The following is a 22,321-nucleotide window of genomic DNA, read 5'->3' as shown; positions in this document are numbered from 1 at the left end:
ATTTACGCAGATGAAGGAAGTGGCATGCGCCGTGTGTGGCGCGATGTACCGCTTCCCCGCGGCCGACATTCCGCCAGCGGGCAAGACGGTGACGTGCGCCAAGTGCAAGGCGCGGATCGTTGTGCCCGGCGATGTCGCGGGCGGCCCCGGCGATGTGATCGACCTCGCCGATCTGCCCGCGCCGCGACGGCCGGCCGCGACCAGCGTCCCTGGTCGCTCGGTCGAGTCGGTCGATCTGCCGGCGCCGAAAGGTCCGACGCCGTCGGCGATCATCGATCTGCCCGCGCCCAAGGCCGCGCCGCGACCGCGCGAGCCCGAGCCGTTCACCCTCGATGGCGTCGATCTCGTCGCGCCGGTGGGCCCGTCACCGCGCGGCGCGCCGGCCGAGCCGCCGCGACCGACCACGACCGCGCTGGGGCCGCACACCGACCTGCCCGCGCCCAGGTTCCCGATCGCCGATCTGCCCGCGCCCAAGGGCCCGCCCGCGATCGCTGATCTGCCCGCACCCAAGGGCCCGCCGCCGATCGCCGACCTCCCTGCGCCCAAGCGCCCCGGCGACATCACCGATCTACCGACACCCAAGGCCAAGAGCGGCAACGACCTGTTCGACGATCTGCCCGTGCCCAAGGGCCCATCGCTCGGCGACCTGCCCGCGCCCAAGCGCCCGGCGACGCCGCCGGCGATGCCGACGCCCAAGAGCACGGTCGCCGGGATGCCCCCGACGGTGCCACCGGCCAGGCCGGGCGCCTCGTCGTCGGTGCCGCTGCCCGCGCCCAAGGGCTTCTTCGACGACCTGCCCGGCCCCGCCCAGACCAAGGGAGCGAGCGACCTGCCCGCGCCCAAGGGCTTCTTCGACGACCTGCCCGGCCCCGCGCAGACCAAGGGGGCGAGCGACCTGCCCGCGCCCAAGGGCTTCTTCGACGACCTGCCCGGCCCCGCCCAGACCAAGGGAGCGAGCGACCTGCCCGCGCCCAAGGGCTTCTTCGACGACCTGCCCGGCCCCGCCCAGACCAAGGGAGCGAGCGACCTGCCCGCGCCCAAGGGCTTCTTCGACGGCTTGCCCGGCCCCGCCCAGACCAAGGGCCCCGGGCTGCCCGCCCCCAAGGGCTTCTTCGACGACCTGCCTGGCCCCGCCCACGCCAAGGGCCCTGAGCTGCCCGCGCCCAAGGGCTTCTTCGACGACCTGCCCCAGGCGGGCGCGTCGCAGCCGGCGATCGGCCTGTTCGACGACCTGCCGCCGCCGAGCGTGCCGCGCGTCGACCGCTTCCCGGCGCCGACCGCGCCCGCGCACGTGGGATCAGCCGGCCCGATCGAGGGCATCGATCTGCCGATCTCGCTCGGCAACAGCGGGCTGATCGAGCTCGAGCCCGCCAACGCCAGCGCGCGCACGGTCGCGCCGCGGTCCCACGCGCCGTCGGAGCCGCCGCCCGCGCTCGAGCTCGGCGACGGCGATCCGCTCGGGCTCGATCTGCCGGCGATGCCGACCAACGCCGGGCGCGCTGGCAGCGTCGTGTCGTTCAAGGGCGGCGGGGGCGGCGAGCGCGGTGGCGACGTCCGCCTCGGCGGCTCGGCGCCGGCCGGCGACCTCGACCTGGCGACGGTGCCGCGGCGCGAGGGCGCACCGGTCGCGAAGCAGCGCGCGGCCACCGCCGACAAGATCAGCGACAAGCCCAAGCTGTCGCCGCGGGCGACCAAGATCGTCCTGGCCGCGGCGCTGGGCCTGGCCGCGGTCGGGGCCGGCGGCTTCGTCATGTACCGACGCTGGGACGCGCAGAAGACCCGCGCCGCCGACATCGATCGCGGCCTGGGGAACGCGCGCAAGGCGCTGGTCGGCAACGAGCCCAACCACTGGCGCCGCGCCACGCGCGCCGCTGGGGACGTGCTCGCGCTCAACAAGCAGCACGCCGAGGCGCTCGGCATCGCCGCGCAGGGCGCGCTGGCGGCGTACCTCGACGAGGGCACCGAGGTCGAGGCCCGCACGACCTCCGGCCGTCGGTTCCTCGACACCGCCGCGACCAGCGGCGCGCACCACCCGGCGATCGACAAGGCCGGCGCGCTGCGCGACACGATCGACGGCGATCCCGCGGCCGCGATCAAGGCGCTGACGCCCCTGGCGGCGCGCGGCGACGCCGACGCGCAGCTCTACCTCGGCTGGGCGCAGAGCGCCGCGCAGGACTGGGCCGCCGCGACGACCGCGTTCACCGCCGCCGTCGCCGCCCGCCCCGTGGCCGCGACCTACGGCCTGGCCCAGGCCCAGGCCGCCGCCGGCGACCTCGCCGCCGCGCACGCCAGCTACCTCAAGGTCATCGAGCTCGATCCCGAGCACGTCGGCGCGCTGGTCGGCGAGGTCGTGACCGCGCCCGTGACCGATCTCGGCAAGCGCGAGGCCTCGCTCCTGGCGATCCTGCAGCGCAAGGACATCGAGCAGGCCGATCCGCGCGCGGTCGTGCGCGCGTGGACCGGCGCCGGTGACGAGGCCCGCCGCGGCGGTCGCCTCGACGCCGCGCGCGATCGGTACCGCAAGGCGCTGGCGATCCTGCCCAACGATCGCGGCGCGCTGGCGTCGCTCGCGGCGACCGAGCTGGCCGACGGCAAGCTGGCCGAGGCCGCCGACGCCGCCGCCAAGGCGCTCGCGCTCGCGCCCGACGACGTCGACGCCAACCTGACCGCCGCCGAGATCGATCTCCGGCGCGACAACATCGCCGAGGCCGCGACCCGGCTGGCGGCGCTGCGCGGCCGCACGCCGCCGATCACCGCGCCGGCGCAGCTCGGCCGGCTCGACATGATCGACGGCCTCCGGCTCGAGGCCGAGAAGAACCCCGACGCGGCCCTGGCCGCCTACGAGCGCGCCGCCGCCGCGGTCGGCAACAGCGACGTCGGCCCGACGATCGCCGCCGCGACGATGCTGGGGCGCATGGCGACGGCGGCCGCGACCCCGGAGCGCGCCGCCGAGCTGCGGGCCAAGGCCGAGGCCAAGCTGGCGCAGGTCGCCGCCGCCGCCGAGCAGGATCCGGCGCTGGCGATCACGCTCGGCGTGGCCTACCTGAACGCGGGCGGGCCGGCCCAGGCCGAGCGCTGGCTGCGCAGCGCGATCGAGAAGCGGCCGGCCGAGGTCGAGGCCCACTTCCAGCTGGCCGAGGCGCTGCGCCGCCAGGGCAAGCAGGACGAGGCGGTCGCGACGCTGGTCAAGGCGTTCGAGCTCGATCCGACGCGCATCGACCTGGGCGTCGAGCTGGCCCGCGGCTTCGAGGCCGCGCACCGCGACGCCGACGCCGCCGAGCTCTACAAGAAGCTGCTCGCGCTCAAGGACGTGACGGTCGAGACCCAGGTGCGCGCCGGGCGCTTCTTCGCGCGCACGGGCGACATCACGACCGCGCGCGGCCTCGGCGACGCGCTGCTCGCGGTCACGCCCGATCACCCCACCGGCCAGTTCCTCAAGGCCGAGGGCCTGCTCGTCGATGGCCGCTACAGCGAGGCGCGGCGGCTGATGCAGGAGGCGACGTCCCGGTCCGCGGACGCGCAGTTCCTCGACGGGCTCGGCCGGGTCAGCGAGGCGTTCTCGGGGCAGACCGGCGACACGGCGATCCGCGACGAGGCGCTGCGCGCGTACGACCAGGCGACCAGGCTCGACCCGAGCATCGTCAACGCCTGGGCCGGCGCCGGACGCATCCGCCTGGCCCGCGGCGAGTTCGACAAGGCGCTGACCGCCTACGAGGCCGCGCTCAAGCTCGACCCGACCAACCCCGATCTGCCCTACGGCATCGGCATGGCCTACGTCCAGCTCGAGGAGCGCGGCCGCGCGATCGAGTGGCTGTCGCGCGCGGTCAACGCCCGCCCCCGCGCCGACGCGTACTACCAGCTCGGCACGCTCTACTACGAGGCCAACCGCGCCGGGCCGGCCGCGAGCGCGCTCGACCGCGCGACCGCGCTGGCCACCAAGGACGAGCGCGATCACGGCACGACCGTGCCGTGGCTGACCGACGCGCTGTGGCTGCTCGGCACGGTCCAGCAGGTGCTGCGCAACGACGGCGCGACGATCCGGGCGTGGGAGGCCTACCTGGCGCGCGCGCCCAGCAACCCGGCCCAGGCCGAAGAGGTCCGCCGCTTCCTGGTCGCGCGCGGTCGGTAGTACGCTGCCGCGGTGGCCCCCCTCCTCGAACGCCTCCGCGCGCGCGCGTCCGACGCCCGCTTCGCCCTCGACGTGCTCCGCAAGACCGGGATCGTGCGGGCCCTGCGGCCGGCGGCGCTGCCCGGCTTCGTCGCCGCCGCCCGCCTGACCCGCCCCGGCCCGCACCTCGCGACGATGCTGCACGCGCGCATGCACCCCGACAAGGAGTGCGTCGTCGACGGCGACCGCCGCTACACCTGGCGCACGTTCGACGAGGCCGTCAACCGCCTCGCCCACGCGGTCGTCGCGCGCGGCGGCGCCGCGGCCCCGGTCGCGTGCATGCTCGGCAACGGCGCCGACTACCTGATCGCGCAGCAGGCCCTGGCCCGGGTCGGCGCGGTGGTCGTGCAGATCGGCTACCGCTCGAAGCCGGCCGAGGTCGCGTACATCCTCGGCAACTCCGAGCCGGCCGTGGCGATCGTCGGCGCGCCCTACGTCGAGACCTTCGCCGAGGCGATGCGCCAGGCCGACGCGCGGTGCGAGGTGATCGTCGCCGGCGCCACCGCCGCGCCGGTGATCGGCGCGCGCTGGGACGAGGCCACCGCGGCCCAGCCCGGCGATCGGCCGCCCGTGGCGCGCGGCGGCGACGGCGGCGGCGTGATCGTCTACACGTCGGGCACGACCGGCAAGCCCAAGGGCGCGTCCCGGAGCTGGAAGCAGACCGGCTTCGACGCGGTCGCCGACATGATCGGCCAGGTCGGGATGACCCACGGCGATCGCCACCTGGTCGTGTGTCCGCTCTACCACTCGGCGGCGCCGGCGTTCGTCGCGATCACGATGTCGCTGGGCGCGTCGACGGTGCTGATGAACCACTTCGAGCCCGAGCAGTGCCTGGCGCTGATCGAGCGCGAGCGCATCACCTCGACGTTGATGGTGCCGACCATGCTGGTGCGGCTCAACAGCCTGCCGCCCGAGGTCCACCGACGCTACGACACGTCGTCCCTGCGCTGGGTGATGAGCGGCGCGGCGCCGCTGGCGACCGACACCGCGCGCCGGTTCGAGGCGCGGTTCGGGCCGATCCTGTGGAACTTCTACGGCTCGACCGAGACCGGGCTGGTGACGCTGGCGGGGCCCGGCGAGCACACCGCGCGGCCCGGCACCGTCGGCCGGGCGCTGCGCGGCAACGAGGTGCGCCTGCTCGACGACGGCGGCGCGCCGGTCGGCCCCGGCGCGATCGGCGAGGTCTACGTGCGCAACTCGATGCTGATCGGCGGCTACCACAAGAACCGCGACGCCACCGACCGCTCGATCCGGGACGGGTTCTTCTCGGTCGGCGACCTGGCCCGGATCGACGGCGACGGCTTCTACTACATGGAGTCGCGCAAGCACGACATGGTGATCTCGGGCGGCGTGAACATCTACCCGCGCGAGATCGAGGACCACCTGCACACCCACCCGGCGATCCTCGACGTCGCGGTCGTGGGCGTGCCCGACCCCGAGTGGGGCGAGACCCTGCGCGCGTACGTGGTCGTCCGCGCGGGCCACGCGATCACCGCCGACGAGGTCGCCGACTACTGTCGGCGCGAGCTCGCCGACTTCAAGCGGCCGCGGCAGGTGGTGTTCCTCGACGAGCTGCCGCGCAACCCCACCGGCAAGGTGCTCAAGCGCGAGCTGCGCGATCGTCCGGCCTCGTGACCGCGCGTGACCGCGCGGCCGTTCGTCGGCGGCGCCGCCGGCCGCGTCGTTCGCGGGGAGCCGGCGTCGTGACCGCGCTGCCGTTCGTCGTCGGCACCGCCGGCCACATCGATCACGGCAAGACCGCGCTGGTGCACGCGCTGACCGGCATCGACACCGACCGGCTCGCGGTCGAGAAGGCGCGCGGCATCACCACCGAGCTCGGCTTCGCCCACCTCGACCTGCCCAGCGGCGCCCGGGTCGCGGTGGTCGACGTGCCCGGCCACGAGCGCTTCATCCGCGCGATGGTGGCCGGCGCCACCGGCCTGGATCTGGTCGTGCTGGTGATCGCCGCCGACGAGGGCGTCATGCCCCAGACCCGCGAGCACCTCGACGTGTGCCAGCTGCTGGGCGTGCGCCGCGGCCTGGTGGCGATCACCAAGCGCGATCTGGTCGACGACGACTGGCTGGCGATGCTCGACGACGAGCTGGCCGCCGCGTTCGCCGGGACCTTCCTGGCCGACGCGCCGCGGCTGCCGGTGTCGGCGCGCACGGGCGCGGGGCTGCCGGCGCTGATCGCGGCGATCGAGCACGCGCTGGCGAGCCTGCCGCCGCGGCCGACGACGGGCCTGCTGCGCGTGCCGATCGACCGGGTGTTCACGCTGCGCGGGTTCGGCACGGTCGTGACCGGCACGATCGCCAGCGGCCAGGTCGCGCTGGGCGACGAGGTCGCGGTCTACCCGCGCGGCCTCGCGACGCGCGTGCGCGGCCTGCACGTCCACGGCGTCGCGGTCGAGCGCGCGACCGCGGGCCAGCGCTGCGCGCTCAACCTCCACGGCGTCGCGACCGACGATCTGGCCCGCGGCGACGTCGTCGGGCACGTCGGCGCGCTGGCCCCGAGCCACCTGCTCGACGTGACCGTGCGCCACGTCGCGGCCGCGACCGCGCCGCTGCCGGTGCGCAGCAAGGTGCTGGTCCATCACGGCGCCGCGCAGGTGCAGGCGACGCTGGTGCTGGCCGGCGCGCCGCTGCCGCCCGGCGGCGAGGGCGTGGCGCAGCTGCGGATCGATCGCACGACGCCGCTGGTGGCGCTGCCCGGCGATCACTTCCTCGTGCGCGGCTTCACGCCGCTGGCCAACCACGGCACGACGCTGGCCGGCGGCACGATCGTGCGGGTCCACGCACCCAAGCTGCGCTCGACCGCGGCCCGGGCCGCCGAGCACGCCGCGGTGGTCGCGCGGTTCGCGGACGCCCGCGCCGCCGACCGGGTCGCGCTCGAGCTGCGCGCGCTCGCCGCCGCGGTGCCCGACCGCGCGACCCTGGGCCAGCGCCTCGGCCTGGCCGGGCCCGAGCTGGCGACCACGCTCGCCGAGCTGGTCGCGCGCGGCGACGTGCTCGGCGCCGGCGACGACCTGCTCCACGTCGAGACGGTCGCGGCGCTCGAGCGCGCGATCAGCGCGCGGCTCGCGGCCGCGCCCGACGGCGCGGTGCCGCGCGAGGAGCTGCGCCAGCGCCTGCCCGCGGCGCTGAGCGTGCGCGGCTTCGAGCTGGTGATCGCCGAGCTGGTGCGGCGCGGGGTGATCGAGGTCGACGCCGAGCTGGTCCGCCGCGCCAGCGCGCCGCGCCCGCGGCTGACGCCCGCCGACGACGCCTTGCACGCGCGCTTCCGCGGCTGGGGGCTCGAGGCGCCGCGCCCCAAGGACATCGCCGAGACGCTGCGCCAGACCGAGGCCCAGCTCAAGCCCGCGCTCGATCGCCTCGTCGGCGCGCGCCTGATCGTCAAGGTCAAGCCCGACTACTACGCCGACGCCGAGGCGATCGCGACGCTCAGGGCCCGGCTGCTCGCGTACCTCGCGGCCAACCGCGAGATCGCGCCCCAGGCGTGGAAGGAGGTGTGCGGCACCAGCCGCAAGTACTCCATCCCGCTCGCCGAGCACTTCGACGCCGAGAAGGTCACGCTGCGCATCGGCGATCTGCGCCGGAAGCGCTGAGCCGCGGCTCGGAAGGCGCGCGGCCCTTGGCTCGTACCAAGCCGCGGCGCACAACCGGCGATCTGCGCCGGAGGCGCCAAGCCGCGGGAAGCCGCGCGGCCCTTGGCTCGTACCAAGCCGCGGCGCACAACCGGCGATCTGCGCCGGAGGCGCCAAGCCGCGGCTCGGAAGGCGCGCGGCCCCTGGCGCGTACCAAGCACCGGCGCGCAACCGGCGATCTGCGCCGGAGCGCGAACCTTCGGCTCGTGCGTTACTGTTCCGACATGACCCGCGCACCGTCGCTCGCCGTCGCGGCCGCACTCATCGCCGCCACCACCACCGCCGCGTGCAAGTCCAAGGCGACGTCGCCGCCGCCGCCGCCGACCGGCGGTGACGCCGGCACCGCGCTCGCCCTCGGTCCGGACGCCGACCTGCCCGAGCTCGCCGTCCCCGACGAGGACGCGCTGCGCGCTGGCAAGCGCACCGGCCTCGGCGCCCCTGATGAGCTGCCCGAGGTCGCGACCGAGGACTTCGTGGCCGCGCTCATCGACGGGCGCCAGCCGTGGCGCCGCGTCGTCGACACCGGCGCTGGCGTGGTCGAGCTGCGTACGCTCGACGGCGACAGCAAGGCCGTCGCCGCGACGATGGGGCGTCGGTGCGGCGCCGAGCTGACGACCGCCCTCGACCGCCTGACCAAGGCCGCCACCTCTGCGCTCGGCGACGCCGCGCTCGGCTACCACCTCGCCTGCGACAACAGCGGCCTCACCACCACCGACGGCGTCCCTGTCGCGACGTGCTCGATCGACGCCGACGCCGACGGCGCCTTCGCCTTCGACCTGCTGTTCGCCCCCGATCCCACCCTCGGCCTCCGGCTCATCGGCATCACGCTCCTCGACGCCACGCCCCCCGCCATCGACATCGCCGACGCCTTCGACGTCGAACTCGGCCGCCCGACCCGCTGCTAGGGGACAGGCTCCTGGGTCTCAACTCATTAGAATTGATGGTCTATTTTGACCTACCGCGGCCGAAAAGGGGACAGGATCTACCCCCTTAAGTCGCTGTGATCGCTAGCGTTTTTGGGCTACCGCGTTGAGCCTGATTCGGAATACCGCCTCGGTCGCTTGGAGATTGCCCCGCCAAGAAGGGACAGGCTCTACCCCTTCAAGCCACTGTGATCGCTAGCGTTTTCGGGGCCACCGCGTTGAGCGTGATTCGGAATGCCGCCTCGGTCGCTCCGAGACTGCCCACCGGTCGCTCCGCCCGATCCCATGCTCAAGCCACCAGAATTGATGACGAATCCAGGATCTGAGCCCGGTTCGGAGAAATCTGACGCGGTAGCGCAGAATTCCCTAACGATCACAGGCACCTGGGACCCAGGAGCCTGTCCCCAAGATCGCCGAAATTGAAGGGAGCCTGTCCCCAAGATCGCCCTGCCCGATGCCATGCTCAAGCCACCAGAATTGATGACGAATCCAGGATCTGAGCCCGGTTCGGAGAAATCTGACGCGGTAGCGCAGAATTCCCTAACGATCACAGGCACCTGGGACCCAGGAGCCTGTCCCCAAGATCAGAAGTAGTAGCCGGCGGTGATGCCGAAGAACGGGAGCGTGCGGAGGCCGCCCTCGACGTTGATGAAGATCTCTTCGGTGGGGCGGATCTGGACGCCGACGATGGCGTTGACGACCAGCATCACGGGCGGCAGATCGTAGGGTGCCTTGATGTTGGTCGCGGTGGGGCTCTCGGCGCAGTTGTCGGGGTTGGTGTCGACGCACCGGTAGTCGGTGCGCAGCACGTCGCCGGTCAGCACGCCGATGCCGGCGCCGCCGCCGTAGCGCACCGACAGCTGCGGGATGATCTCGGTGTGATAGAGGAACGACAGCTCGGCGGTCACCCAGCCGAAGTTGTCGAACTGGACGTAGTCGACCTCGTCCATCGGGATCGAGTCGCCGTTCTCCATCCAGATGCCGGTGTCGACGGTGATCTTCTCGTACTCGAGGCCGAGCTGGACCTCGAACTGGCCGCGGCGCCGCGACACCTCGAGCCCGAAGCCGACGTCCGACGAGCCGCCCGGCGCGCGCTGGACGAAGATCTCGAGCAGGCCCTTGGGGATGCGGACGTTCCGCAGGCGGAAGCCGACGCCGATGTTGGTCTTCTCGGCGAGCGGCGTCGCCGTCGTCGCCGTCGTCGGCGATCCGCCGTCATCGTCATCGAGCGCCGCCTGGGCGTGCGCGGCGACGACGCCGGTGCAGAGCGCCAGCGTCGCCGCGGCGGCGGTCACGAAACGTCGGGCTAGATGAACTCGCATGGTGTCCTCCGGCAAGCGCTGGCATTATATAGGTGTCGTGAGCGCCCGCGGTGGCGCCGCCCACCAAACATGGCTCCTGCCCCCACCTTTCGCCGTCCGCCTGCGGGTCCGCCTTGGTGGATCGGGTGGGTCGTCATGTGCGTGGTGGCGTCGCTGGGCTGCGGCGGGGGCGGCGCGGCCGTGGGCGAGAGCTGTGCGACGGTAGCCGATTGCCAGGAACGTCTACAGTGCCTTGATCACATCTGTCGCCCAAGCTGCCTCGCCAACATCGATTGCGGCGACGGGCGCGTCTGCGAGGATCGCGCATGCCGCCTCGTCGAGAGTGAGATCGGCGCCTACTGCGCCAGCGAGGCCGCCTGCGGGCCGGCCCAGACCTGCCGCCTGCCGGTCGACGCCTTCGTCGCCAACGGCGGCACCTGCCAGCCCGAGCCGACCTCGGGCGCGATCATCGGCGAGCGCTGCGTGGCCGACGACGACTGTCGGATCGGCACCTGCGCCCTCGGGCGGTGCACCGAGCTGTGCATCGACGACAACCAGTGCCTGCGCGGGTTCCTGTGCACCGGCATCCCGCGCGTGTCGGCCGACGCCAGCACGTTCCGCGGCAGCTACCTCGGGTGCCTGCCCAGCGGGGCCACCCTCACCTTCGACGTGCCGCTCAAGCCGCTGGCGACCCAGTCGATCGTCATCCCGATCGTCCGCACCGCGACGTCGATGGTGGTCGTCGCCGAGGCCGCGCTGCCGACCGACCGGATCGGCGTCACCAAGGTCATCGATCCCGACAACGCGCTGGTCTTCACCAGCCCGACCACCGAGGAGCAGTACTTCGCCGCCGCGCTGCGCCACAAGCCGCTGCCCGGCGTCGCGGTCCTGCAGATCCCATCGACGACCGCGGTCCCGCTCCAGGCGGGCGTCTACACCATCGACGTGACCAGCTCGGCCGACGTCGGGCCGGTCTCGCTCGACGGTCGCCGGGTCCGGATCGTCGAGAAGCTCGGCCGCGGAGCCACCCTCGACCTGCACTTCCACTTCGCGGATCTGACCGATCACCCGTGCCTGAGCGCCGAGCAAGTGCTCGACGCCGACCACGCGCCGACCGATCCCGACTTCCAGAACGTCTACCTCGCCCAGCTGCGCGAGATCTTCGCCCCCGCCAACATCACGATCGGCGCGATCACCTACGAGCCGACCAACGCCCCGATCGAGCTGGCCGGGCTGGTCGAGCGCCGCGCCGGCGAGCTGTTCGCGACGTCCTCGTACCCCACCGGCGTCTCGGTGTTCTTCGTCCGCACCCTGTCGCCGGCCGGGCTCGAGGCCACCGTCGGCGGCACGCCGGGCGCGCCGCTGCCCGCGACCCGGGCGTCGGGGATCGCGGTCGCCGCGACGGCGCTGTGCAACAACCCCGACTGGGAGCACCTCGCGCGGATCACCGCCCACGCGCTCGCGCGCCACATGGGCCTGTACCGCAACCGCGAGCCCGAGCCCGAGGGCGCCGTCGATCCGCTGGTCGACAGCCCGACCTCCGACGAGAACCTGATGTACTGGGGCGAGGACGGCGGCACCGTGCTGTCGCTCGAGCAGCGCGAGATCCTCCGCCGGAGCCCGGTGCTGCGATGAGCCGCCACCTCGCCCTGGCGGCGCTGGCGCTGCTGGTCACCGCGCCGGCCGCGCGCAGCAACGTGCTGGCGCGGACCCGCGTCGAGCAGATGCTCTCGGGCTTCGACTACCTGCCGAGCCGCGCCACGCTCGACACCGCGCTCGGCGGCGACCTCACCGGCCTGGTCTTGCTGGCCACGAGCCAGACCAACCCCGACGTGTCGCCGGGCATGCGGGTCCGGGCCTACCGCGCGCTCGGGCAGTTCGACTCCGACCTCGCGCGCGCGGCGCTGGCCAACGCCATCGTCGCCTACCGCGACTCCGACGACCCGATGGCGCGCATGTACCTGCTCGCGGCCGTCGAGGGCCTCGGCGACAACGGCGGCGCCGCCGAGGTCGAGGTCCTGGCCAGCGCGCTGGGCAACGAGCTGCTCGACGTCCGCGCCGCCGCGGCCCTGGCCCTGGCCGAGACCAGCTCGGCCGCCGCGTGCCAGTACCTCCGCGGCCAGAACACCCACGAGACCAACGCCCAGGTCAAGGCGGCGCTCCAGACCGCGCTCGGGCTCATCGACCCCCTCTGCATCACCGGTGGCCCGTAAGGGCCTGGGAATGGTCAAGTCGATCGTGCTCGCGGCCGATGCAACCCCGCTGGCGGCGTTGCCGGCTCCGGTCCTCAGGTTACGTCCGACGAGGACGCGCCCTTCCGGTCCTCGCCGGCGCCTTGCCATCGGGGCGCCTCGACCACGATCATCGACCACCTTGACCATTCCCAGGCCGTAACTAGCCGTTGCCCCGGCCGATGGGCACCCGTAGAATACGGGTGAGGCCAGGTGCGCACGTCGCACTCGACCCTGCATGTCGGCATCGCGCGAACCCCCGTCTCGCACTCCGTCGTCCATCGGCGCACGGTCGCGATCCGGCCCGGACCCGACCGAGTCGCTGGCGCCGCCGCCCGACGAAGACGGCTGGGACGCGCCGTCGGAGCTGCCGATCGGCACCCGCGACGAGCGCGCGCGCTCGGTCAACACCCGCATCGACAGCCCGTCGGCGAAGGTGCGCACGCCGGCCACGCGCCCGCCGCCGGTGCCGCGCGCGGGCGATCGCAGCGACGAGCGCGTCGGCCAGGTGCTGGGCGCCTACCGACTGCTCGAGCTGATCGGCAAGGGCGGCATGGGCTTCGTCTACCGCGCCGAGCACGTCCGGCTCGGCCGCGAGGTCGCGCTCAAGCTCCTGCGCACCGACTACGCCAAGCGCCGCGACGCCGTGAGCCGGTTTTTCCAGGAGGCGCGCACGGTCAACCGCGTCCGCCACCGCAACATCGTCGACGTCACCGACTTCATCGAGCTCGAGGACGGCACGACCTTCATCATCATGGAGCTGCTGCGCGGCAAGAGCCTCGGCGGGTGGTCGCGCGGCGGGTTCGAGCTGCCCCGGGCGCTGGCCGCGCTGATCCAGATCTGCGACGGGCTGTCGGCCGCGCACGCGGTCGGCGTGATCCACCGCGACCTCAAGCCCGACAACATCGTGCTGGTGCCGACGCCCGACGGCGCCGAGCTGGTGAAGCTGCTCGACTTCGGCGTCGCCAAGCTGCTCAACCGCGACGATGAGGACGTCGGCCTCGAGACCGCGGCCGGCTCGGTGATCGGCACGCCCGCGTACATGTCGCCCGAGCAGGCCGGCGGCCTCGCCGTCGACCACCGCGCCGACATCTACTCGCTCGGCGCGATCATGTACGAGCTGTTCTGCGGGCAGCCGCTGTTCCGCGGCCGCTCGTTCGGCGAGTACGTGCGCAAGCACCTCAACGAGCAGCCGGTGCCGCCGCGCGACACCCCGGGCGGCGCCACGCTCGATCCGCGGCTCGAGGGCGTGCTGCTGCGGTGCCTCGCGAAGGATCCCGAGGCCCGCTACGCCAGCGCCGAGGCCCTGCGCGACGACCTCTTGCACCTGCTCGCGGCGATCGAGACCCGGCCGCACGAGCTGGTCGGGCTCGGCGACAGCGGCATGCGCTCGGGCCTGCGGTCGACCGGCGAGAGCACGCGCACGCCGCCGCCGGGCGTCACCTACCCGACCATGATGGCGCCGGGCTCGGGCGTGGTCGACCGCGCGACCCCGTACCCGGGCCACGGCTCGTGGGTCGCGCCGCCGCGTCGGTCGAAGTGGCTGTGGGCCGCGGCGGCCGCCGCGGTGGTCGGCGTCGCCGTCGCCGGCGGCCTGGTCGCGGCGTCACGCTCGAGCGATCCCACGACCCCCGCGGCGGCGCCGCCGAGCCCGGTGGCCTCGACGCCGGCGGTCACGCCGATGACCGCCGGGCCGGGCCCCGCGCCGAGGGTGCGCGTCAAGGTCGTGGCGCCGGCCGGCGCCCGGGTCGAGGCGCTCGGCGCGGCCGTGTCGCTGTGCTCGACGCCGTGCCTGCTCGAGATCGATCCCGCCGACGGCGGCTCGACGACGCGCCGCGACTTCGTCGTGCGCAAGGACGGCTTCACCGACGCGCCGTTCTCGGTCGACCTCGGCCACCCGGCGCCGACGGTCGAGGTCGCGCTCAACGCCGCGGTCCTCGCCGAGGACATCGAGCTGCTGCCCTCGCCTACGCCCACGCCCACGAGCGGCCGCCGCGACCGCGACCGGCGCGACCCGGTGGTGAAGGCGCCGCCGCCGCCCGATCCGGTCGTGATCAAGCCCGAGCCCGTCGTCGAGCGGCCCGGCGCCGGCTCGGGCACCGGCAAGAAGCCCCGCGACACCAAGGTCGATCCCACGGTCACCATCGACCCGTTCGCGGGTGGGTGATGCGGGGCCGCGCGCTCGTCCTGGGCCTGATCGCGCTCGTGGCGCTGGTCGCCGGACCAGGCCGCGCCCGCGCCGAGGACGAGGCCACGCGCTCGGCCAAGAAGCACTACGCCAAGGGCGACAAGCTGTTCGCGCTCGGCAAGTTCGACCAGGCGCTGGTCGAGTTCGAGGCCGCGTACGAGGCCAAGCCGCTGCCGAAGCTGCTGTTCAACATCGGCCAGGCCCACCGCAACCTCGACCACTACGACCAGGCCATCTTCTCGTTCCGCAAGTACCTGCGCGAGGTGCCCGACGCCGACAACCGCGAGGCCGTCGAGAAGCTGATCGACGACCTCGAGGCCAAGCAGGCCGACGCCGAGACCCGCGAGCGCGAGCGGCAGGCGGTGCTCGACCGTGAGCGCGAGCGCGAGCTGGCCCGGCAGCGGGCCGAGCACCCGCCCGACAAACCGATCTACACTCGCTGGTGGTTCTGGGGCGGCATCGCCGCCGTCGCCGGCGCCTCCGCCGGCGGCTACTTCCTCCTGCGGGACGACGGCGTCCCGTCGACCGATCTCGGCAACGTCGTGTTCGACTAGCTGGCCTCGTCTATCGTGTCCCTCGCACGCTCGCTCCTGCGCTCCTCGTCGGGCCCGACCGCGGTCGTGGCCGCCGCGCTCCTGTGCGCGTGCGGCGGGGACGAGCAGATCGTGGTCGTGCACCTGCAGGCGCGCCCGGCGGTCACCGGCGTCACCCAGCTCTCGGTCGTGCTCGCCAACGCCAGCTCGACCCAGACCGAGAGCTTCGCGGTGTCGGGCCGCTCGTTCCCGCTGTCGTTCAGCGTCCAGACCCCGGGGCGCACCGGCGACCTGACGATCGACGTGGTCGCCGAGGACGGCGCCGGCCTGGCCCGCGGCGTCGGCGGGGCGGTCATCCCGATCGGCGACGCCCGCGTCGACGCCGACGTCATGCTCGAGGCCAACGACTTCGTCGTCAACACGACCTACGTCGGCAGCCAGGACCTGGCGTTCCGGATCGACGGCGGCGGCCGCCAGCTCAGCGTCGCGCCCGACGGCGTGTTCACGATCGGCTGGTCGGACACCTGCCAGATCGTCGGACGCTGCGACGTCTTCGGGCGGCGGTTCGCGCCGACCGGCGTGCCGGTCGACTCGGTGATCGCCGCCGGCGACGGCCAGTTCAACATCAACCAGACCGACGGCGAGACCGGCTACGAGCCGTCGCTCGCGAGCGACCGCACCGGCAACACGGTCGCGGCGTGGACCACCTTCGGCGAGCTGTACGCGGTCGTGCTCAGCGCCGACGGCGATCACGTCACCGGCACCGAGACCGCGATCACCACGATGACCTCGCCCGGCACCCCGGCGGTCGCGGCGCTCCCCGACGGCCGGTTCGTGGTGGCGTGGACCGACGACGGGATGACCGCGGGCCAGACCGTGGTCAAGGCCCGCGTCCTGGGCGCCAACGGGCTGCCCGTGAACAACCCGGTCACCAACACCACCGACGCGTTCGTCGTGTCGACGACGATCCGGACCACCGACGAGACCCCGGCGGTGGTCGCGCTCGGCACCGGCTCGGCGCTGGCGTTCGCGTGGCGCGACGGCGCCAGCCTCCGCGGGCGCTTCTACGGCGTCGGCGGCACGCCGACCGGCGGCACCGATCTGCTCCTGGCGATGCACACCGGCGACGTCGTCAACGCGCCGCAGCTCGCGACCCTGGCCGGCGACGCGGTGCTGCTGTACCGCCACGCGACCGCCAGCAGCAGCCAGCTGATCCTGCGCCGCTACACCGCCGCCGGGGCCGGGGTCGGGACGCCGGTGATCGTCACCGACGACGTCGAGACCGGGCCGCCGGCGCTGGCGATCGCAGGCGCCGACGTCGGCGTCGGCTGGTCGGCGTGCACGACCGCGTCCGACGGCGACGGCTGCGGCGTGTGGTTCCGCCACTACGACGCCAACCTGGCGCCGCTCACCGACGCGCTGCCGGTCAACACGACCACCGTCGGCGATCAGGAGGAGCCGTCGATCGGCTGGCTGCCCGATCGCTCGGTCGCGGTGACCTGGAGCGACGGCAGCGCGACCGCGCCCGACCGCGACGCCAGCGCCGTGCGCGCGCGGATCATCTACCCCGTCGCGCCGTGAGGTCCCGCGCCCGGCACCGCGGCGCGCGCGGCCGCGCCCGCCGCGCGCGCCGCGACCGGCAGCGCGGCCTCGCCTCGGGCTACGGCCGCGAGGTCTACTGGGCGCTGCGCGCGGCCGAGGCCACGCGCGCGGCCGCGCCCGCCGCGCGCGCCGCGATCCGCGCCGACAGCGACTTCCCCGCCGCGCCGATCTGGGCCCGGCTCGCGGCGCGCGCCACGCCATCCGCGCCTTGACTCCGTCGCCGGTCCGGGCCCTGATCGTCGACATGGCGGCGCGGTCACCGACGGAGCCCGAGGCGCACCCGCCGGCGAGCGACGACCTCGACGACCTCGACACCCTGGCCCAGGCGCCCGGCGCCGATCTCGACCGCCTGAGCCTGCCGACCGTCGACGCGCGCCGGCCGGTCGCGCGCAGGGCCGCGCCCCCGGCGCCCGGGGTGGTGCCCGACGTGGCGCCCGAGGCGGCGCCGCTGCCCGACGCGCCGTCGACGCCGTCGACCGCCGCGCTCCAGGACGACGTCGCGGCCGTCCTGCACGGCGAGGAGGTCGCCCGGGCCCGAGGCTGGGCCGCGATGCTGCTGGTGATGGCCGCGTCGACGCTGGCGTTCACGCCGACCTTGCCGGGCGACGTCGCCGCCAAGGCGCCGTTCGTCGCGACCGTGGCCGGGCTGTCGGCGCTGTCGCTGTGGGTGATCTATCGGTGCCGCCGCCCGCTGCGCTACACGCCGACGGTCTTCCGGGTCTACGCGTTCGCCACCGCGCTCGGGTCGATCGAGATCATCCACTTCCTGGGGCCGTTCTCGCCGACGCCGCTGGTCGTCACGCTCGGCATCAGCTTCTTCGGCCTCGGCCGCGATCGCCTGGGCGCGCTGATCGCGCCGCTGGTCGCGATCACCGGCTACCTCGCGGTCGCCGTCCTGACCTTGACCGGCGTGCTCGTCGATCACGGCGCGCTGACCGCGACCAGCGGCACCGCCGCCGGCCGCGTGATGTTCACCGCGATGGTGCCGGTCGTGCTGCTGGTCGCGCTGTGGATGGCGCGGCTGGCCCGGTCGACCCTCGAGCACGCGCTGACCCGCGCCCACGAGGCGGCGCTGCTCGCCAACCAGCGCGAGGCCCAGCTGGTCGAGGTCAAGCGCGACCTCGACCAGGTCCTCGACGGCGGCGCCGGCGCCAAGGGCCGCCTGACCGGCACCGCGGCCGGGCCCTGGGCCCTGGCCGAGATCATCGGCCGCGGCGCGATGGGCGAGGTCTACGCCGCGCGCCACCGCGACGACGCGCGCGCGGCCGCGGTCAAGGTGCTGCGCGAGCTCGGCCCCGAGGAGGCGCGCCTGCGCGAGCGGTTCGTGCGCGAGGGCGAGGTCGTCGCGACCCTGCGCTCACCCCACATCGTGCGGGTGTTCGACACCGGCGTCGTCGCCGCGATGCCGTACATCGCGATGGAGCGGCTCGACGGCGAGGACCTGGCCCGGCGCCTGCGCCGCACGCCGCGGCTCGAGCGCGCCGCGCTGATCACGCTGGCGCGCGAGGTGGCCCGCGGCCTCGACGTCGCCCACGCCGCCGGGGTCGTGCACCGCGATCTCAAGCCGCACAACCTGTACTGGTCGCGGGCGCACGGCGCCTGGAAGATCCTCGATTTCGGCGTGGCCAGCCTGGTCGGCTCGACCGGCACGCTGACCCAGGCCGCCGTGGTCGGCACGCCTGGGTACATGGCGCCCGAGCAGGCCCGCGGCCACGCCGTCGATGGCCGCGCCGACGTGTTCGCGCTCGGCGCGGTGCTGTACCGCGCGCTGACCGGCCGCCCGGCGTTCACCGGCGTCGACACGCCCCAGCTCCTGTTCGCGGTCGTGTTCCACCACCCCGAGGCGCCGTCGGCGCTGGTGCCGAGCCTGCCGCGCGCGGTCGACGCCGTGCTCGCGGTCGCGCTGGCCAAGGCCGCGACCGATCGCTTCGCCCACGCGACCGAGTTCGCCGAGGCCCTGACCGCCGCGCTCCACGGCGCGGCCCCGGCGCCGATCGCCGCGCGCGGCGCCGCGCTGATCGCCCGCCACCCCTGGGGTCGGGCCGCGTCCGAGGCGTGAGCTCCTCGGCCTCGTCGGCGCGGTGGTCGACGCCGCGCGCGCCCAGCTCCTTGGACAGGTGCGGGCGAGCGCTGCCGACCGGCCGCGGCGCGGAGGGCGCTGCGCGGCCTCGTGCTACGCGGCCTCGTCAGCGCGGTGGTCGACGCCGAGCGCGCAGCTCCTTGGACAGGTGCGAGCGACCTCGGGCCCGACGGCGTCCGAGGCCTGCGCTGCTCGGCCTCGTCGGCGCGGTGATCGATGCCGAGCGCGCGCAGCTCCTTGGACAGGTGCGAGCGACCTCGGGCCCGACGGCGTCCGAAGCCTGCGCTGCTCGGCCTCGTCGGCGCGGTGATCGATGCCGAGCGCGCGCAGCTCCTTGGACAGGTGCGAGCGACCTCGGGCCCGACGGCGTCCGATGCCTGCGCTGCTCGGCGTCGTCGGCGCGGTGGTCGATGCCGAGCGCGCGCAGCTCCTTGGACAGGTGCGAGCGACCTCGGGCCCGACGGCGTCCGATGCCTGAGCTACTCGGCGTCGTCGGCGCGGTGGTCGATGCCGAGCGCGCGCATCTTCTTGTACAGGTGCGAGCGCTCGAGCTGCAGGTCCTTGGCGGTGTTCGAGACGTGGTGCTCGTGGGCCTCGAGCGCGGCCAGGATGATCTCGCGCTCCGACGCCGCGACCAGGTCCTTGAACGGCACGCCCTTCTCGTAGCTGCCCTTGACCGCCTGCACGCTCGGCAGCGCGTCGCGGACGTCGGCCTCGGTGACGTCGTCGGGGTCGCCCGACAGGATCACCATCCGCTCGACGACGTTCTTGAGCTCGCGCACGTTGCCGGGCCAGTCGTGCTGCATCAGCAGCGTCACCGCGCCCGGCCGCATGCGCTTGACCCGGCGGTCGTCGCGGGCGCAGCACAGCTCGAGGAAGTGATCGATCAGCGCCGGCACGTCGTCCTTGCGCGCGCGCAGCGGCGGCATCTCGATCGGCACCACCGCCAGGCGGTAGTACAGGTCCTCGCGGAAGCGCCCGGCCGCGATCTCGGCCTGCAGGTCCTTGTTGGTCGCCGCGACCACGCGGACGTCGACCTTGATCGTCTCGCTGCCGCCGACGCGCTCGAGCTCGTCCTCCTGCAGCACCCGCAGCACCTTGGCCTGCGCGCTCGGGTTCATGTCGCCGATCTCGTCGAGGAACAGCGTGCCGCCGTCGGCCTGCTCGAACTTGCCGCGCCGGTCCTTGGTCGCGCCGGTGAACGCGCCCTTCTCGTGGCCGAACAGCTCGCTCTCGATCAGCTCCGACGGGATCGCCGCGCAGTTGACCTTCACGAACGGGCCCTTGGCGCGCTTCGAGCGGTCGTGGATCGCGCGGGCGACCAGCTCCTTGCCGGTGCCGTTCTCGCCGGTGATCAGCACCCGGCCCGACGACGGCGCGGTCTTGGCCAGCTTGTCGAAGATCGCGCGCATGACCGCGCTCTTGCCGATCATCGAGTGCTCGGCCGCGGCCCGGGCCTTCCAGCGCGCGTTCTCGCGGGTCAGCCGCCCGAACTCGAGCGCGTTCTGGACCGTCAGCAGGAGCTTGTCGCCCGACAGCGGCTTCTCGATGAAGTCGTGGGCGCCGAGCTTGGTGGCCGTGACCGCGGTCTCGACCGTGGCGTTGCCCGACATCATCACGACCATCACGTCGGGGTGGGCCGCCCGGATCTTCGGCAGCACGTCGAGCCCGCTCTCGCCCGGCATCATCACGTCGAGGAGCACCAGATCGACGTCGCGCTCGCCCAGCTTGCCCAGCCCGACCGCGCCGCTGCCCGCCACCTCGACCGCGAACCCCTCGATCTCGAGCGATCGCTTGACCGTGGTCAGGATGTTGGGCTCGTCGTCGATGACCAGGATCGTGGACCGCGCCATGGCCGGGCCAGGCTAGCACCATCGCCGGACCGCCTCCGGATGATCGCGATAGATTTGACTCGGCGCGTCCACGCCCGTAGCTTCCACCCATGCGCCTCGTCGGTGGAGCTCGGTTTACGTTGGCCGTCCTGGCCGTGTCGTTCCTGATCGTCGCTGGCGTCGCCGCGTGCGGCAAGAAGAAGCCCAAGAACCCGACGTGCGACAGCACCGAGGACTGCAAGAACGGCCTGGTGTGCGTCAACAAGCAGTGCGTCGCCTGCGCGGTCGACGACGACTGCGGCGACGGCCAGCGCTGCGACTCGGGCGCGTGCGTCGCCAAGCCCGAGTGCGCCAAGGACACCGACTGCCCCGACGGCAAGGTGTGCCAGGCCGGCACCTGCCGCGCCTGCGCCAAGGACAACGAGTGCGGCCCCGGCGGCAAGTGCATGGCGGGCGCGTGCCAGCGGCCGACCGCGTGCACGACCGACGAGCAGTGCGCCGACGACGAGGACTGCGTCGACGGCTACTGTCAGAAGCCCTGGCTGGGCGGCGGCGGCGACAACGCCTGCACCCTGGCCACCATCTACTTCGGCTACGACGACTCGTCGATCGCCCCGAGCGAGCGCGACCGGCTCGACGCCAACAGCGCGTGCATGAACAAGAGCGCCGCGCGCGCCGTCTACGTGATGGGCCACACCGACGGCTCGGGCACCGACGAGTACAACATCGCCCTGTCCGAGCGCCGGGCCCAGACCGTCGCCGACTACCTGGCGCGCCTGGGCGTCGATCCCGCCAAGATGCAGGTGGTGCCCAAGGGCGAGACCGAGCCCACCGGCCAAGGCGAGGACAAGGATCGCCGCGTCGAGTTCCAGTGGCGCTGACGCCGAGGAGGAGGTTCCCGATCATGAAGTCCATCTCGATCGCCGCCGTGCTGGCCGCCACCCTCGGCGCCTCCGGCTGCTTCTGGGTCACGACCAAGAGCGAGGGCGCGTCGCTGCGCACCGACGTCAAGGACCTCGACGTCCGCCTGACCACCAAGGAGGGCGAGATCGACACCCAGGTCGGCGAGCTCCAGAAGGTGCTCGACGAGGCCACCAAGGTGCTCAAGCGCAACAGCGCCGATCTCGGCGCCGACGTCGACGCGCTGCGCAACGACATCCGCGTGTCGACCGGCCTGGTCTCCGCCGCGAAGAACATGATGGATGACCTCGCGGCCCAGGTGGAGCGCTACAAGACCTCCAACGACGAGCGCCTCGGCGTGCTCGAGGCTCGGCTCGCCGCGCTCGAGGGCGGCCGCGGTGGCGCCGTCGTCGCGGGCGGCACCACCACCGCGGTCGCCGGCATGAACCCCGACGACCTGTGGACCCAGGGCACCGAGGCGTTCAAGGCCAGCAAGTGGGACGACGCCCGCGACGCTTACAAGAAGCTGGCCGTCGGCTTCCCCAGCCACGCCCGCGCCGACGACGCTCAGTACTTCCGCGGCGAGTCGTACTTCCAGCAGCAGGACTGGGACTCGGCCATCCGGGAGTTCCAGAAGGTCTACGACAAGTTCGCCACCAGCGACCTCGCCGACGACGCGCTGTTCCGGGCCGCCGAGGCCGCCACCAAGTTGAAGAACTGCTCCGAGGCGCGCGCGTACCTGTCGCTGATGAAGCAGAAGTACGCGTCGTCGAGCCTGCTCAAGAAGGCCGCCACGATGGACAAGGACCTCAAGGCCTCGGCCAAGACCAAGTCCAAGTGCACGTCGTGACGGCGCGGCGGTAGATCGACCCGGCGAGCCTGCTCGAGGAGGCCGCCGCGACTCCGGCGATCGCGACCG

Annotated in this window: 15 protein-coding genes; 13 read left to right on the top strand and 2 right to left on the bottom strand. The window is 73.7% G+C overall.

Going from position 1 to position 22,321, the window contains the following annotated elements; all coding sequences use genetic code 11:
- Positions 1 to 10: 10 nt before the first annotated feature.
- The 4 genes from IPL61_28530 (at position 11) to IPL61_28515 (ending at position 8,717) form a co-directional block, all read left to right on the top strand.
- A complete protein-coding gene (locus IPL61_28530; protein ID MBK9035166.1) occupies positions 11 to 4,129 on the top strand; it encodes a tetratricopeptide repeat protein in 4,119 nt (1,372 codons plus the stop codon).
- 12 nt (positions 4,130 to 4,141) lie between these two features.
- Entirely contained in the window at positions 4,142 to 5,803 is a 1,662-nt protein-coding gene (locus tag IPL61_28525) for an AMP-binding protein (protein ID MBK9035165.1), read from the top strand.
- Between the two features lie 68 nt (positions 5,804 to 5,871).
- Positions 5,872 to 7,773 carry a selenocysteine-specific translation elongation factor gene (selB, locus tag IPL61_28520; protein ID MBK9035164.1) on the top strand — a complete coding sequence of 634 codons (1,902 nt, stop codon included), beginning with the start codon at positions 5,872 to 5,874 and terminating at the stop codon, positions 7,771 to 7,773.
- A 263-nt stretch (positions 7,774 to 8,036) separates the two neighbouring features.
- Positions 8,037 to 8,717, top strand: a complete 681-nt coding sequence (locus IPL61_28515) for a hypothetical protein (protein ID MBK9035163.1) — start codon at positions 8,037 to 8,039, stop codon at positions 8,715 to 8,717.
- A gap of 602 nt (positions 8,718 to 9,319) precedes the next feature.
- On the opposite strand, the gene IPL61_28510 is transcribed toward IPL61_28515, so the two are convergent.
- Positions 9,320 to 10,030 (bottom strand): hypothetical protein, encoded by a 711-nt coding sequence (locus IPL61_28510; protein MBK9035162.1) that lies wholly within the window; start codon positions 10,028 to 10,030, stop codon positions 9,320 to 9,322.
- A gap of 162 nt (positions 10,031 to 10,192) precedes the next feature.
- Here IPL61_28510 and IPL61_28505 point away from each other — a divergent pair, with 162 nt between their 5' ends.
- The 7 genes from IPL61_28505 (at position 10,193) to IPL61_28475 (ending at position 18,649) form a co-directional block, all read left to right on the top strand.
- Positions 10,193 to 11,671 carry a hypothetical protein gene (locus IPL61_28505; GenBank protein ID MBK9035161.1) on the top strand — a complete coding sequence of 493 codons (1,479 nt, stop codon included), beginning with the start codon at positions 10,193 to 10,195 and terminating at the stop codon, positions 11,669 to 11,671.
- Positions 11,668 to 12,249, top strand: coding sequence for a HEAT repeat domain-containing protein (locus IPL61_28500; GenBank protein MBK9035160.1), 582 nt, complete (start codon positions 11,668 to 11,670; stop codon positions 12,247 to 12,249). The genes IPL61_28505 and IPL61_28500 overlap by 4 nt, the downstream gene beginning before the upstream one ends.
- 256 nt (positions 12,250 to 12,505) lie before the next feature.
- Positions 12,506 to 14,434 carry a serine/threonine protein kinase gene (locus IPL61_28495; protein MBK9035159.1) on the top strand — a complete coding sequence of 643 codons (1,929 nt, stop codon included), beginning with the start codon at positions 12,506 to 12,508 and terminating at the stop codon, positions 14,432 to 14,434.
- Entirely contained in the window at positions 14,434 to 15,009 is a 576-nt protein-coding gene (locus tag IPL61_28490) for a tetratricopeptide repeat protein (protein MBK9035158.1), read from the top strand. Before IPL61_28495 ends, IPL61_28490 begins: the two co-directional genes overlap by 1 nt.
- A 15-nt stretch (positions 15,010 to 15,024) precedes the next feature.
- Positions 15,025 to 16,569, top strand: coding sequence for a hypothetical protein (locus IPL61_28485; GenBank protein MBK9035157.1), 1,545 nt, complete (start codon positions 15,025 to 15,027; stop codon positions 16,567 to 16,569).
- Positions 16,566 to 16,802 (top strand): hypothetical protein, encoded by a 237-nt coding sequence (locus IPL61_28480; GenBank protein ID MBK9035156.1) that lies wholly within the window; start codon positions 16,566 to 16,568, stop codon positions 16,800 to 16,802. Before IPL61_28485 ends, IPL61_28480 begins: the two co-directional genes overlap by 4 nt.
- Positions 16,799 to 18,649: a serine/threonine protein kinase gene (locus IPL61_28475; GenBank protein MBK9035155.1), complete on the top strand. Its 1,851-nt coding sequence runs from the start codon at positions 16,799 to 16,801 to the stop codon at positions 18,647 to 18,649. The genes IPL61_28480 and IPL61_28475 overlap by 4 nt, the downstream gene beginning before the upstream one ends.
- 500 nt (positions 18,650 to 19,149) lie before the next feature.
- Here IPL61_28475 and IPL61_28470 read toward each other — a convergent pair whose 3' ends face one another.
- Positions 19,150 to 20,523 carry a sigma-54-dependent Fis family transcriptional regulator gene (locus tag IPL61_28470; protein MBK9035154.1) on the bottom strand — a complete coding sequence of 458 codons (1,374 nt, stop codon included), beginning with the start codon at positions 20,521 to 20,523 and terminating at the stop codon, positions 19,150 to 19,152.
- Positions 20,524 to 20,657: 134 nt separating this feature from the next.
- On the opposite strand from IPL61_28470, the gene IPL61_28465 reads away from it, so the two are divergent.
- Both IPL61_28465 and IPL61_28460 read left to right on the top strand, forming a co-directional pair.
- Complete coding sequence (locus tag IPL61_28465; GenBank protein MBK9035153.1) at positions 20,658 to 21,383, top strand: OmpA family protein; 726 nt, start codon at positions 20,658 to 20,660, stop codon at positions 21,381 to 21,383.
- Between the two features lie 23 nt (positions 21,384 to 21,406).
- The gene (locus tag IPL61_28460) at positions 21,407 to 22,252 is read left to right on the top strand and encodes a tetratricopeptide repeat protein (GenBank protein ID MBK9035152.1); all 846 of its coding nucleotides are present in this window, start codon (positions 21,407 to 21,409) and stop codon (positions 22,250 to 22,252) included.
- Positions 22,253 to 22,321: the final 69 nt, after the last annotated feature.

This window comes from Myxococcales bacterium (assembly GCA_016717005.1).
Lineage (GTDB): Bacteria > Myxococcota_A > Polyangia > Haliangiales > Haliangiaceae > UBA2376.
Note: the sequence above shows the minus strand (reverse complement) of the source record. Positions and strands in the feature narration are given on the sequence as shown.